Genomic DNA, 14,025 nt, shown 5'->3' on the forward strand with positions numbered 1-14,025 from the left:
AAGTCCCGGAAACGACAAAGACCCCGGCCGATCGTGAAGATCGGCGGGACCTCGGCAACCGCCCCCGAGTGAACTCAAGAACAGTCGTCCGGGTGGCTATGGCCGTGGCTGGGTGAACAATCCCTGCTCGGAATCGGTCAGGATCCCGCGTCCGACCAGCCGCTTAAGCTTCAGCCTGACGTTGTTGACGTTGCTGGGCGCGATCTTCAGATCCATCGCCTCGCAGACCGCCTGCGCCCGCAGCGGGGCGTCGGCCGCGGCGAACACCTCCATGATCTGCCGGTAGGCCGGACGGTCCGGCAGCAGGCAGTGCCAGCAGGGTCTTGCGGGTGATGCGGACCTCCTCGGCGACCCGGTCGAACTCCTCCAATTGCCGATGAGTTCCGCGATGCGTCCCGGAGTGGCCTCGGCCTGCGCGGCGATCTCGCGCTCATGCTCCTCCAGACGCGCCAGCACCGTTCCCAAGGTCAGCTCGCTGCCGCTCATGCGCCGCGCCAGGTGGGGGTGGCGGTCAGCATCCGGGCCATCCGGTCGCTTATGGCCCAGTACACCCTCGACTCGGCGGAGGCGGGCCGGTGCTCGTAGTCCCGTACCAGCCTGCGGTGCAGCATCATGATTCCGTTCACCTGCTCCACCACCCACCTCTTGGGCTGCGGGACGAACCCGCCGACTGCCGGGTTGCGCTCGACGACTTCGACATCGATGCCCACGTTCTGCCCGTGGTCGATGACGGCAGTCTTGAACCCCTGGTCTACCAGGGCCTTGTGCACCGTGTCGGTGTCGGCTGCGACTTTGTCCAGCAGGGCGATGGCGGCGGCGTTGTCATGCGCGGACGCGGCCAGCACCACCACCGCGATCACCAGACCGAGAACATCAACTGCCAGGCCGTGCTTGCGGCCCGGGACTATTTTTTGCCGCATTCCTTCCGGTGGTGCCGGCGGGCACCCCGACGGCCGCGTGCAGGCTCTGGGTGTCGAGCACCACCAGGCTCGGGTCGGCCTTGCGCCCCCGGCTCTCGCGGGCCTGCCAGCGCAGCAGGTCGTGGGGGAGGTAGTCCCACTGGCAGCCGGTACGGGACTGGTAGAGCAGGGCGTTGACGATCTCCCGCATCTCGTAGGCGCCTTGATGGCCGCTGACGGAGGGATGCCGAGCCTTCCAGGAGGCGATGACGGGCTCGATCAGGGCCCACCGCTCGTCGGATAAGTCGCTGTTGTAGGGCTGGCGGTCGCTCACGAAGAACACTCCAGCACGCCAGGACTCCCCGATCAGTTCCCGATATGCCTGTGCCACACGTTCCAGCGACAACAAACGCGGCGTCACGTCACATACCGCCCTCTCAGCGTCCGGATGCTGAGGGAAAGCTTTTTCCACCGCCTGAGCGAGGTCGTAGGTAGCGGTGCAGGTGGCTGGAGCTGGACCCGGAGGGCGAGCATCTGCTCACCGAGCGCGTCCTCGACGAGGGCAGGATGGTGGGTGTAGTCCTCGCGGAAGATCTCACGCAGGCGTTCGGTCTCGGCTTCGATGCCGCGTTGGCGGCCGGCCCGCTTGAGGGCTGCTTGGAGCTGGGCACGGGCAGTCGAGCAGCTCGCGTGGGAGTTGGAGCCAGCTTGAGGACTTCGTGGGCTTCAGAGCGGCAGAGACCGTTCTTCCAGGGCTCGAACGCCGCCAGGGCGGCTGGGTAGTACTCGCGCAGCAGGGAGCGGAGCTGGTTGGCAAGCTGCTGGCGGCTCCAGGTGGAATCCTGCTGAGCGCGGGCGAGGACAGCGATGGCGCGGGCCAGTTCGCTGTCATCGGGCAAGACCCGGTGGGCGTGAATGTCGGTTCGCAGGATGGTCGCGAGCACCAGGGCGTCGCCCGGGTCGGACTTCTTGCGGGAGACGCTGTGCCGGTCGCGGTAGCGGGCGGCGGCCATCGGGTTGATCGCGAAGACCTTCCGCTTGCCCTGCCGCAGTACGGTGACGACCGTGGGAGGTCTCGATCGCCACCGGGATCGAGTGTTGCTCGGTGTCGCCGTACTCGGCGAACATGCCCAACTCCCGCACACGCCCCACCGCCAGCCCGTTGCCCCGCAGAAATACAGAAGTCAAGCTAGGTCAGGGTGCCCGACCTCACGACCCGCACCCCTCCTGCCGGTATATGCAATTCTCCATTGACCAGCTCGTCTGTGAGCATCTCCCAGCCCCGCGCCGTGATGATCGCCTCGTTGTTCGCGTGGTTGACGAAGAAGGTGAAGGCTTCTTCGTCGTTGCGGCGCACGAGCACTTCGACCCCTTTCGGCATGTCCGACAGGTCGGTGGGGCGTATCAATGAACGGGCGATCTCGAGCAGCGCATCGCTGTCAAGTCCGGCCGAGACGTAGACCGCACGGCCTCCGGTCCCGAGCGCACGCGACGTGATCGCTGGATGGCCGCTGAGGTCGCCACCGCTGTAGCGGGCGATCACCTCGGCATCGCGTACGCGGACGAGTTCGGTCCACTCGGTGCCGGACCAACCGTTGTCGAGAGTGAACGTCTCGCCCTCTTGCAGGGGGCGGAACTCCTCGCACCATGCGCCCAGGAGTTCACGGAACGCGCCGGGGTATCCGCCGGGCCTCACCTGGTCGTGCTCGTCCACGATTCCCGAGAGGAAGCCGACCACGACCGTGCCGCCGGCCTCGGCGAAAGCACTCACGCGCGCCGCGGTGTCGTCGTCGGTCAGGAAGAGTCCGGGCACCACGAGCACCTCGTAGCCGGTGAAGTCGGACCATGGCGAGAGGACTTCGATGCTCTCGTTCAGCCGCCAGAACGCATGGTGCCAGTCCCGGACGATGCGTCCGTACGCGAGGTGGTTGTTCGGTTTGACTCCCTTCGCCATCGCCCAGCCCGCCTCGTCGTCGAAGAGGATGCCGACTCGGCCCTGCGGCGTGCGTGAGCCCATAACCGGGGCGAGGCGCCGCAGGTACTCGCCCAGCTTGCACACGTCGCGGTAGAGGTCGGTGTCCTCTCCGGCGTGGGGAACCATCGCCGAGTGGAACTGTTCCGCCCCGGCCAGGGAGGCGCGCCACTGGAAGAACAGGATGCCGTCGGAGCCGTGGCCCACGTGGCTCAGGCTGTTGCGGATCATCTCTCCCGGCGCCTTGGCGCGATTGCGCGGCTGCCAGCTGACCGCGCTGGTCGAGTGTTCCATGAGCATCCATGGGCGGCGCTGTGTCGTCATGGCCCGCATGCGGTCGCCGGAGAAGGCGACGTCCTGCTCGGGCAGCGGGTCCGGTGAGCGCGTGTAGTGGTCGTTCGCGACGATGTCCATGTGGCGTGCCCACCGGGGGTAGTCGACGACGTCGGGCTCGGCGCCCGCCATGAAGTTCGTCGTGACGGGCAGGTCGGGGGTGACGCTCTTGAGCACGTCGCGCTCTGCGAGGTAGTGCGCCAGGAGCTCGTCCGAGGAGAAGCGGTCGAAGTCCAGCACGAGGGACGGATTCTTCGCGTCGTTGCCGCGGGGAGGCAGGATGTGCGCGAAGTCGCGGTAGGTGTGGCCCCAGAAGGCGGTTCCCCATGCCTTGTTCAGCACGTCGAGGGAGCCGTACTTGTGTCGAAGCCAGTCGCGGAACGCCGCCGCCGACGTGTCGCAGTAGCAGCGGCCGTTGCCTCCGCCCAGCTCGTTGCTGACGTGCCACATGACGACGTGTTCACGGTGGCCGTAGCGGTCGGCGACCGCTCGGACCATGCGGAGCGCGTAGGTGCGGAAGACCGGGCTGCTCGGGCACCAGCCGAGCCGGGCGCCGGGCCAGTGCGGCTGCATGTCGTGGTCGACGGGGCGGATGTCGGGGTGTGCCGCCAGCAGCCAGCCCGGGGGCGCGGCCGTCGGTGTGGCGAGGTCGATGGCGATGCCGTTGCTCGCCAGGAGGCCGACGATCTCGTCCATCCACTCCCAGTTGTACTCTCCGTCCGCGACTTCGATGAGGCCCCAGGAGAAGATGCCGAGCGAGACGAGGTTGACCCCTGCCTGGGTCATCAGGCGGACGTCTTCCTTCCATACGTCCCTGTCCCACTGTTCGGGGTTGTAGTCGGCTCCATAGCTCAGCCCGCCTGTGGGCCAGGGGTTGTCGACGTGGGACCAGGTCATCCTTTGACTCCTCCAGCGATGAGGTCGAGGCGCCAGAACCGTTGCAGGAACAGCACCAGGGCAATGAGGGGGATGATCGCGAGCGCTGCGCCGATGATGGCGAGCGTGTACAGCGACGGCGAGCCGGAGCCGCGTTCGAGCAGGGAGTTCAACCCGACCGTGAGGGGAAAGGTCCGGGTGTTGGAGAGCATGATGTACGGCAGCAGGAAGTTGTTCCAGATCCCGACGAACTGCAGCAGGAACACCGTCACCATGCCCGGCGCCATGAGGGGGAGCACGACGCTGCGGAAGATCCGCCACTCTCCGGCGCCGTCGATCCGGGCGGCTTCGAGCATCTGCGCCGGGATGGCGCTGGCGGCGTACACACGGCAGAGATAGATGCCGAACGGGCTGAGGATGCTCGGGAGGAGCACCGACCACTGGGTGCCGGCCAGGTGCAGGTCGGACAGCAGCAGGTACTGCGGCACGGCGAGGGTGATGCCGGGAATGAGCAGTCCTCCGAGGATGGCGGCGAAGAAGATCCGGCCGCCTCTGAAGTCGAACTTCGCCAGGGCGTAGCCGGCGGAGGCCGAGACGAGCGTCGACAGGACGCCGCCCACGCCCGCGTACAGGAGCGAGTTGAGCGCCCACAGTCCGTAGGCGCCGCCGTCATAGGAGAACAGGTCGCCGAGATTGTCGAGCAGACCGGTGCCGGGGGCGAAGGTGAAGGAGTCGAACAGCTCGCCGGGGGCTTTGCTGGCAGCGACGAACACCCAGGCCACGGGGAGGAGGCAGTAGAGCGCCCCCGCCACCATGATGAGCGTGGGAACGATCTTGGTTCGTTCGCGAGTCCTCTCGTTGATCGCGCTCATCGCATACCCCGCCTCGTCGAGATGCGGACCAACGCCAGAACTGCGATCGATACCAGGGCGGTACCGAGGGCGAGGACGATCGACGCCGCCGCCGCGTCATGGAGGTCGTCGAGCGCGAACGCGTCCTGGTAGATCGACATGAGCGGCACCCATGTGTTGGAGATGGTGTTCGTCAGGGGTTTGAGCATCAGCGGCTCGCCGTAGAGCTGGAGGGTGCCCAGCAGTGCGAAGATCGCGGTCAGCAGCAGCGCCGGGCCGACCAGCGGCACCTTGACGCGGAGCGCGATCTGGATCTCGTTGGCCCCGTCCAGGCGCGCCGCCTCGATCAGCTCGTGAGGGATGCTGCGCAACGCCGTGTAGATGACGAGCATGTTGAACCCGGTGCCGCCCCAGACGGAGATGTTGGCGAGCGAGCCGTAGATTCCGTTCGGTCCGAGGAAGGGGATGTCCCCCCAGCCGAGGGACCGGGTGACGTACGAGAACGGGCTTGTCCCGGCCAGATACATGAACCCCCACATCAGCGCGGCCACGACGCCGGGCACGGCGTAGGGAATGAAGATCGCCGTGCGCCCGAAGCGCCGCAGTTTCACCCCCGGCGCGTCCAGGAGCAGAGCGAACAGCAGCGCGAGGCCCAGGGTCAACGGCACGGCGATGACCCCGTAGAGCGCCAGATGTCGAAGGCCGGCGGTCAGTTGGGAGTCGTGGAAGACGGAGACGTAGTTGTCGAACCAGACGAACACCGTGGAGCGGGTGCCAAGGGCGCCACCGCCGGTCCGCCGCTGGGCGTAGAAGCTGGAGCCGAGTGCGTACACCACGGGGATCACCGTGAACACGGTGTACAGCACCATGGCGGGTGCGCTGAACAGGTACGGCGCGATGCTGCGACGACGACGGCGGCGAGTCTGCGGCGGAACGGCCGCCGTCACTGACCTGGTGTCCTCGTCGGCAACGGCTGTGTTGGTCATGCGGATGCCCTCTCTGACGCTCTGCGCTCTCCTTCAGTCCACCGCCCTATCCCTTGCTCACCTTGAATCCCTGCTTCTTCAGGTCCTTAACGACGGCTTTCTGCGTGACGGTCAGAACGTCGGCCCATGAAGTGCCGTTGTGTACGGCCGCGTTCATCGCGTCCGTGAATGCGGTCGCTGCGACATCGGTGTTCGGGCCCCAGGTCACAGGACGGGTGTGCTTGGCGATCTCGGCGACGACCTTGTAGTAGTCGGTCTGCTGCGGCATGAGAGCAGGGGGCTTCTGCGCAGTTGCGGCCTTTTGGCCTGCCAGAGCGGCGGGGTAGCCGTTTTGCACGTTGAGGATCATCTTCGCGCCCTGGTCACTGGCGTTGAGCCACTTCGCGAATTCTGCTGCCTGCTTGGGGTGCTTGGACTTGGAGGTGACGATGATCGACGAGCCGCCCTGGAACGAGACGGTCGGGTCGTTGACGTTCCACCGGGGCAGGGGGGCGAGGGCCCACTTGCCGGCGGTCTTCGGCGCCACGCCGTAGACGACACCGGGGGCCCAGGCGGCGGAGGGCCAGGACAGCATCGTGCCGTTGTTCAGCTGCTGGTTGTACGTCGGCGTCAGAATCGGGTCGGCAGTGATGAGCCCGTCCTTGAACATTCCCTGGAAGAAGTCCATCACCTTGCGGGAGTTCGCGCCGTCGATGTTGACGGTCCACTTGTCCCCGTCGACCGACCACCAGTCGTCGCCGGCCTGCGCCGCCACCGCGGCGTACCAGCCCCATCCGTCGGTGCTCAGCGAGGCCATGGTGAGCTTGGGGTTGCGGGCCTTGATCCTGGCGGCCGCATTGCGGTAGTCCTCCCAGGCCACGGGTGCCTTGATGCCGTACTTGTCGAAGACGTCCTTGCGGTAGAGCAGTGCCATGGGGCCGACGTCCTGCGGCAGCCCGTACGTCCGTCCGCTGAAGGTCGTCTGCGCCCACGAGCCGGCCGAATAGTTCTTCCGTACGTCGGAGACATAGTCGGTGATGTCCAGCGGGGCGCCGGCGACGATCATGCGCGGCAGCGCCGTGTTCTCCACCAGCGCGAGATCGGGCGCGTTGCCCGCGCGGATCGCGGCCAGCAGCTTGGCGGACGACTGCTCGCCACCGCCGGCGTCGGTGTGGACCACCTTGATGTCCGGATGTGTGCGGTTGAACTCTTTGACTTCCTGCGCGCTTCCGGGCGCCCACGCCCAGTACTGCAGGGTGGCTTTCCCTCCGGAGGACGTGGAGGTGCCCGCATCCGAGCAGGCGGAGGCGGAGAGAGCGGTGGCGACTGTGGCGGCCGCGGCAGCCACGATATTGCGGAACTTGCTGGTGCGCATGAGTCTCCCTTGACCCGGAGCGGACTCGGTCTCTCGCGCCGACGAGCATCACTCGGGCCGCCGGAGTTTGTCAATGGAGGTGACAAACCCTGGTGCCTGCGTCCGCACAGCAGACGTTTTCCGCCAGCGTCACCAGGACTTCGGGGCCCAGACGACGCTGGAGCGACCGGCGCTCAGCGGCGGTGGAACACCGCGCTCGGCACAGCAACCGCCCGGCATCGAGGCCGGGCGACGGGCAGATGACGGCCCGATCCCGGAGTGCGCCTGCGCGCAAGGGGAGGCCAGCGCTTAGCGGTCGGCCGCCCGCGGACCGCAGTGACGCCTGGCGCGACCTGTGAGGCGAGCGGCGGCGCTGGCCAGTCCGGCGGCGCACAGGCAGCTGCTGCCAGCAGAGCATGACGGCCTGCGCCGGGACGGCGTCACCGGGCGCAGAGACCGGAGCAATTGTCCCGGGGGACGGAGCGGACAGGCGGCGTAGAACACTGGACGCGCGCGGCAATGTCTCACGGGCAGGCCGGCGTGCGAAGCCTCCGGCGTTGGCTGTCTGCGTGGTCGACAGCCCTCTGCCGGAGGCTTCACCGGCACTTCAGGGCCAACCCCTCGCCCTGCCGAGGCGGGGGCCACTCAGTGGTCGTGCTCGGCGAGGCGTCGGTACAGCGCCAGCCCGGCGGCCGCGCGTGCCCATTCGAGGAAGTCGAACACCGTGACCTCGATGACCGGTGGGTCCGGCACGGTGTACACGGACCGCATCCCCTCGTCGAAGTCCTTGGTACGGGAGTCGAGGAGCAACGGGCTGTCCCCCGTCAGGATCACCTTGTCGGGATCTAGCAGATTCAGGATGTGCCCGGCCGCCACGCCGAGCCCGCGCGCAGCGCGCGCCAGCCGCTCTGACGCCGTCTGCTCGCCCTGTGCGGCTTGGCCGATGACGTCGCCGAGTGTCTGCGCGTCGGCGATATCGTTCACGATCGAGGTCGTGGAGCTTTCCGCCCACAAGCAGCCGCGATGTCCCAGGGGGCACCTCGCGCCGTCATTCGCGACCTGGACGTGGGAGAACCTGCCCGCCCTGCCGTGCGCGCCCAGGATGATCTTGCGGTCGGCGACGAGTCCAAAACCGATGTCCCGCCCGAGGGAGATGAGGGCCATGCTGTCCTGGTCCTCGGCCAGGCGCGGCCATTGCTCGAACGCCGTGAGGGCGATGATGTCGTCCTCGGCCCATACCGGTATGCCGAACTCCTTCTCCCATTCCGACCGGGTTGCCTCGGGCGCCACGGCCTGGAGGCCGAACCCTTCTGTGGCTCCGTCGATTCGCTCCACTGATCCGCACACGGCCAGTGCCGCCACGCGCAGGCCGTCGGCCTTCGCCTTGGTCAGCCACGTGCGGCATTGCGCGCCGATGACGGACGGGTCCAGTTCGGCGACGTGCTGGCGTCGCTCCCAGACCACCTTGTTGGTGAGATCGATTACCGCGGCGACCAGTTCGTCCGCACGGACATGAACGCCGAGGAAGTGGAAGAGGTCGGTCTTGGCGAGGAGCATGTCGGCGGGTCGGCCCGTGTTGGCCCTCTGCTCCCTGCCGCCTTCGACGATGAGACCCGCGGCCTCGAGATCGCGTGCGATCGCCGTCATCCGGGTGCGGGACAGGCCGAGCTCTTTCGCCACCTCGCTCTTGGAGAGCCCACCGTTCCACAGGATGCGGTTGTACGCCGACTGCGTCGTCGGATGCAGCCGTGGCCATCCGAGGCCGGCCCCGGCAGGCGATGCGGGGTCGTCAGGTGCGCTTGTCATGAATCCATCCAACACACTCTCGGCATCGGCGCGCCATGGCGCGCTCACGCAACACAAGGTTCATTTTCGAGGCCAAGCAGCGTCGGCATCGATCACTGCGAGCGTACGGATCGCCGGACGGCCGCGGGATGCTTCGATTCTGACCTTGACTTTGTCGACGACGCGCGGAGGAAAGCGCAGAATCCGCTGGTAGCCGACCGAATTCGCCTCGGCCAGCACCCGATCGCTCCCTTCGGACACCCCGATCACCACCACACGCTCGAGGCGCTGGCCCTGGGTGATGTCCTCGCGGATGACCACGGCGCCCACCTCGGTGGGATCACCGAAAACGAGCGAGGCGGTCGGCACGGCATCGAACGCCTCCGGGCGCCACAGGTACGGTGCCGCCGTATCGGCGGCCAGGCGCGTGAGGACGGACTGGTCAGCCACGGACTCGCCCGACCGGGTGCGCGGCTCCCCGGACGACAGCTCGATGTCCGCGTCCAGCACTCCGTTTCGCCACGCCCGGATGCGTTCGCCCAGCCCCGCCAGTGAGGCGACGTCAGGAGCGGCCACATGCCCGCGGGCATCGGGTGGCACATTCAGCAGCAGGCACGCGTTGCCGCCGACCGCGTCGCACCACAGGTCGAAGAGTTCGTCGGCGGAGCGAACGGAGTTGTCCTCGTTCCGGTGGTAGAACCACCCCGGCCGGATGGACGTGTTCACCTCGGCCGGATACCACACAAGGTCGTCGAGGCGGCCCGCGAGGGCTTCGCGGCTGCCCAGGTCCTCTTCGTCGCTTCGGACGAGCCGTGAAAACGCCCCGTCGTCGGCGCGCTGCGAGCGATCGGCGACGCGTTCGACGTCGCGCAGCGCGGCGGGTACGACGCTCCATTCGTCAGGCCGGGTGTGCCCGGCCTCGTTCCCGCACCACCGGACATCCGGGCCACAGACCGAGATCACGGCACCGGGTTGCAGCCGGCGTACGACCGCGTAGTAGCGCTCCCAGTCGTACTCCTGGTATGCACCGCCGGGGCCCTCGCCGTTGGCGCCGTCGAACCAGACCGAGAAGATCTCGCCGTATCCGGACAGCAGCTCCTCCAGCTGGCATACGAAGAAGTCGTCGTACGCCTTCCCCGAGCCATACGACGCCTCCGTGCGGTCCCACGGCGAGAGATAGATCCCGAACTTCAGACCGTGGCGTCGCGCCGCATCGGCTGCGAGCCGCACGAGGTCACCCTTCCCCTCCTGCCACCTGGCGGCGGCGACCGAGTGCGCGGTCACCTGCGAGGGCCAGAGGCAGAAGCCGTCGTGATGCTTGGCCGTGAGAATGGCACCTGTCATCCCCGCTGCAGCGATCACCGACATCCACTGATCTACGTCGAGGTCGGACGGGTCGAACAGGGCCGGGTCCTCGCCACCCACACCCCACTCGCGATCCGTCATCGTGTTCATGCCGAAGTGGATGAAGGCGTAGAACCCCATCGACTGCCACGCCACCTGTCGTGCGCTGGGCCTCACCGCGGTCAGCGCCCGGATCTCGTCGGCAGCATCGACGGCACAAGAAGGGGGCAGGATGTCATCGGCCATTCGAGTCGTCCCGTTCGTAGTTGCGTGTTTGTCACCTCGATTTACAAACTGAGACCCTATCTTTCCGTCGAACTGTTGGTCCATACGGCCTTCGCGTTCAGCCCGGCATGACACGGTCACGGGACCGGTACAGGGGTCGACGAGAGTCGCGGTCGGCAATGCGCCTGCGGGGTATGCCGAGGCGCGCAGTGAGTACGGCCGACATAGCCGCTGCCCTACCCTCCCCCAATCAGCAACTAGCGGTTCTACGTGGCCAGTTGTGTCTCAAGAGACGTGACGTGGATATTTGGTTCTGATTCATCACACGTCGGCAGTCGGACCTTGAGACCGCAGCCGAGCGCACCTGGCGCAACATGTGCTCCAGGGTCTACATAACGTGTCAGGGCTCACTGTGCTGGGAGATCGGCCCGGCTGCGTACCACGCCCTGCTCCGACGGCGGCCTGCCAGTGTGGAGTCTAGAAAGGCGCACAGCCGCTTCTGCTGCTCGAAGACCCGCAGAGGCAGTCCGCGCCGCAGGTGCTGGATCAGTATCTGGGTTTCCCGACTGAGGTAGTCGCCGTCCTGCAGGCAACCTGGCACCGTGAGGACGCTGCCGTTCCAGGAGGGGCCGACTGCATGTCCGGCGCCGGTACCGTCGGCACGAACAGGAAGGTGTTCGGTGTGGTGCCGCTGGAGCCGCCGTTGCCGGACCGGCTCCCGCCATAGAGGTCGTGGAGCTGGCGACGCCGCACGACGGTTCCCGGCGGAACGACCCAGGGGATGCTGCCCACGGGGTCGTCTGCTGCGGCCCTTTGTAGGCGCGGAAGCTCTGCCCACTGCTCCCGGGGCAGGTTCAGCTGTGGAAGCTGGTCCCCAACCCCGTCGACCTCTTGGTGATCGACGGCGCCGGCCACTACGAGATGTACGACGAGCCCGCATACGTCGATGCCGCCGCCGAACGACTCTCCAGCTTCTATGCGAACAACCTGTAAGGCATCCGAACCGGCGAACCTGTGCGGTCCAGCACCAGCCAGACGGCCGATCCCCACGAACCTAGCAGAGCCATTTTGCGGCCTCCTGGGGCTCGGGAGCGCTGGTGGGGCATCCTCCCGATCCTCGGCATCCGCGAGCCTGATCAGCGTCTCCGTTTCCCCGGGCCAGGGCGGACTTGAACGCGCTAGGCAGTTTCGTTTGGATCACCGGGCGGACCAGAGAAAGATCCCGGCGATGTGGAGTCCGGCCAGGTAGATGGTCGCGGTCTTCTCGTAGCGGGTCGCGATGCCTCGCCACTGCTTCAGGCGGTTGATGCACCGCTCGACGGTGTTGCGCTGCTTGTAGATCTCGCGGTCGAAGGCCGGCGGCCTGCCACCCCGGCTGCCCCGTCGCTGCCGGTGACCTCGCTGGTCCGCCGGGAGCGGGATCACCGCCCGGATGCCGCGCTTGCGCAGGTGGTCGCGGATCGCGCGGGACGAATAGGCCTTGTCCGACAGGACCACGTCCGGTCTGGTGCGCGGACGACCACGTCGTCGGGGAACGCGCAGGCGGGCCATGACGTCGGTGAAGGCGGGTGCATCACCGGCCTGTCCGGCGGTGAGCACGAACGCGAGGGGCCGGCAGCGGCCGTCGGCAGCGAGGTGGATCTTCGTGGTCAGTCCACCCCGGGACCGGCCGATGGCATGGTCGGCCGGTTCACCGGCTGGGGCCCCTTTTTGCGGGCTCCGGCCGCATGCTGGTGAGCGCGCACGATCGTGGAGTCCACCGATACGGCCCATGCCAGGTCCTCATCGGCGTCAGCCTGGGCCATCAGCGTGGTGAAGACGCGCTCCCAGGTGCCGTCGACGGCCCACATCCGCAGCCGGTTGTAGACGCCACGCCAGTTGCCGAACTTCTCCGGCAGGTGAACCCACTGCGTTCCGGTCTGGAACTTGAACGCGATGGCGTCAATCACCTCCCGATGATCCCGCCAGCGACCACCGCGTTGCGGCGACCGGTCCGGTAGCAACGGCTCGATCCGCGCCCACTGCGCATCTGTTAACGGCACATCAGGACCAACGACCGACTGATCCAAACGAAACTGCCTAGTAGTGCTTCGTTAGGTCTATGCGTTTGCGCTGATCAAGAGCATGTTGGGTACGTGGACATGCGTGAAGTGAACCGATTACGGGCCGGGTTGGGGCTGTTCGTGGAGGATGTGTTCGCCTCGGTGCCGCGCAAGGATCAGCGGGCCAAGGGCGAGTGCTATCTGCGCGGGCTGATGCTGGACGGTCGGCGCAAGTCGATCCAGCCGATGGCAAAGCGGCTGCCGGACGGGAACATGCAGGCCTTGCAGCAGTTCGTGAACCAGTCGCCGTGGCCGTGGGCGCCGGTGCGGCGGCGGATCGCCGAGCGGCTGGTGAGGGTGGTCAAGCCCGAGGTGTGGGTCATCGACGGGGCACTGGGAAAGCGGGCCAACTGCCAGGTCGCCGTCAGCGTGCACGCCGCCACCGACACGGCCTCCTGCCCGCTGGAGTGGGAGCTGTTTCTGCCCGAGGAATGGGCCCACGACCTTCTGCGGCGCACGGCTGCGGGGGTGCCCGAGGAGGTGGGGCATGTGACCAAGCCCCGTCTGGCGTTGGGGCTGTTGGAGAGGCTGGCCGGCTGGCTGGGCTCAGTGCCGGTGCTCGTGGCCGATGCCGGTTATGGCCGCAGTGTCTCCTTCCGTCTGGCCCTGGAGGAACGCGGCTGGTCCTACGTCATGGCCGTCGAGCCCAAAGAGATCGCCCGCCCGGCTGATGCCGTGCCGTATTTGCCGCCCTACCAGGGCCTGGGTCCGCCCACGTTGCCCCGCTACCGCGAGCCGGCCCGTCCCCTGCACCAGCTGGTCGGGGCGGACGCCTGCTTCGAGGCCGTCACCTGGCGCCAGGGCAGCAAAGGGTCGATGACCTCACGCTTTGCGGTGCTCCAGGTGCGACCGTCGGGCAAGGAAGCCACCCGCACCGCTCAGGAACAGGCCGGTGGACGCAGCAGGTGGGACGGGGTGCTGCCCTTACGGACGCTGCTGGTCGAACAGCCCGAAGAAGCCGACGAGCCCACCAACTACTGGATGTCCAACCTTCCCGCCACCACCCCCATCGCCGATCTGGTGCGCTTTGCGAAGATGCGCTGGCGCGTCGAGCACGACTACCGCGAACTCAAACACGGCCTGGGCCTGGACCATTTCGAAGGCCGCACCTGGCGCGGCTGGCACCACCACGTCACCCTCGTCACCGCCGCACAAGCCTTCCTCACCCTGCGGCGCTACGACCCAAAAGCCCTCACGACAGCCTGAGTCTCTACCAAGTCCTCGACGCGTTACAGGACCTGCTGCGGTGCTGGGACGGCACCTGCACCACCTGCGGCCGCCCCCTCACCACCCGCAGAACCAGAACCTAACGAAGCACT

The 14,025-nt window shown here is 67.2% G+C and carries 8 protein-coding genes and 4 pseudogenes; 2 read left to right on the forward strand and 10 right to left on the reverse strand.

Features of this window, described 5'->3' with window-relative positions; translation table 11 throughout:
- Positions 1 to 96 precede the first annotated feature (96 nt).
- From AQJ54_RS42800 to AQJ54_RS42840, 9 genes and pseudogenes are all read right to left on the reverse strand, one after another.
- On the reverse strand, positions 97 to 486 hold the full coding sequence (locus tag AQJ54_RS42800) for a hypothetical protein (RefSeq protein ID WP_248845606.1): 390 nt from the start codon (positions 484 to 486) through the stop codon (positions 97 to 99).
- Positions 483 to 1,233: pseudogene (locus tag AQJ54_RS44735) on the reverse strand (transposase). Before AQJ54_RS44735 ends, AQJ54_RS42800 begins: the two are co-directional and overlap by 4 nt.
- 102 nt (positions 1,234 to 1,335) lie before the next feature.
- A pseudogene (locus tag AQJ54_RS44740) lies at positions 1,336 to 2,033 on the reverse strand (IS110 family transposase); the annotation flags it as partial.
- Positions 2,034 to 2,088: 55 nt separating this feature from the next.
- On the reverse strand, positions 2,089 to 4,101 hold the full coding sequence (locus AQJ54_RS42815; RefSeq protein ID WP_062247046.1) for a beta-galactosidase: 2,013 nt from the start codon (positions 4,099 to 4,101) through the stop codon (positions 2,089 to 2,091).
- Positions 4,098 to 4,952, reverse strand: a complete 855-nt coding sequence (locus tag AQJ54_RS42820) for a carbohydrate ABC transporter permease (RefSeq protein ID WP_062247048.1) — start codon at positions 4,950 to 4,952, stop codon at positions 4,098 to 4,100. The genes AQJ54_RS42815 and AQJ54_RS42820 overlap by 4 nt, the downstream gene beginning before the upstream one ends.
- Entirely contained in the window at positions 4,949 to 5,917 is a 969-nt protein-coding gene (locus AQJ54_RS42825) for a carbohydrate ABC transporter permease (RefSeq protein WP_079070333.1), read from the reverse strand. Before AQJ54_RS42825 ends, AQJ54_RS42820 begins: the two co-directional genes overlap by 4 nt.
- Before the next feature lie 46 nt (positions 5,918 to 5,963).
- Positions 5,964 to 7,271 (reverse strand): ABC transporter substrate-binding protein, encoded by a 1,308-nt coding sequence (locus tag AQJ54_RS42830; protein ID WP_062247050.1) that lies wholly within the window; start codon positions 7,269 to 7,271, stop codon positions 5,964 to 5,966.
- 624 nt (positions 7,272 to 7,895) lie between these two features.
- On the reverse strand, positions 7,896 to 9,104 hold the full coding sequence (locus tag AQJ54_RS42835) for an ROK family transcriptional regulator (protein ID WP_159055675.1): 1,209 nt from the start codon (positions 9,102 to 9,104) through the stop codon (positions 7,896 to 7,898).
- Between the two features lie 12 nt (positions 9,105 to 9,116).
- Positions 9,117 to 10,625 carry an alpha-L-fucosidase gene (locus tag AQJ54_RS42840; protein WP_079070334.1) on the reverse strand — a complete coding sequence of 503 codons (1,509 nt, stop codon included), beginning with the start codon at positions 10,623 to 10,625 and terminating at the stop codon, positions 9,117 to 9,119.
- Between the two features lie 831 nt (positions 10,626 to 11,456).
- Here AQJ54_RS42840 and AQJ54_RS47720 point away from each other — a divergent pair.
- A pseudogene (locus AQJ54_RS47720) lies at positions 11,457 to 11,597 on the forward strand (alpha/beta hydrolase); the annotation flags it as partial.
- Between the two features lie 204 nt (positions 11,598 to 11,801).
- On the opposite strand, the pseudogene AQJ54_RS44745 reads toward AQJ54_RS47720, so the two are convergent.
- A pseudogene (locus AQJ54_RS44745) lies at positions 11,802 to 12,646 on the reverse strand (IS5 family transposase).
- A gap of 93 nt (positions 12,647 to 12,739) precedes the next feature.
- On the opposite strand from AQJ54_RS44745, the gene AQJ54_RS42855 reads away from it, so the two are divergent.
- Positions 12,740 to 13,912, forward strand: coding sequence for an IS701 family transposase (locus AQJ54_RS42855; protein ID WP_079070335.1), 1,173 nt, complete (start codon positions 12,740 to 12,742; stop codon positions 13,910 to 13,912).
- The last annotated feature ends 113 nt before the right edge of the window (positions 13,913 to 14,025 follow it).

Source organism: Streptomyces griseorubiginosus (assembly GCF_001514195.1).
Lineage (GTDB): Bacteria > Actinomycetota > Actinomycetes > Streptomycetales > Streptomycetaceae > Streptomyces > Streptomyces griseorubiginosus.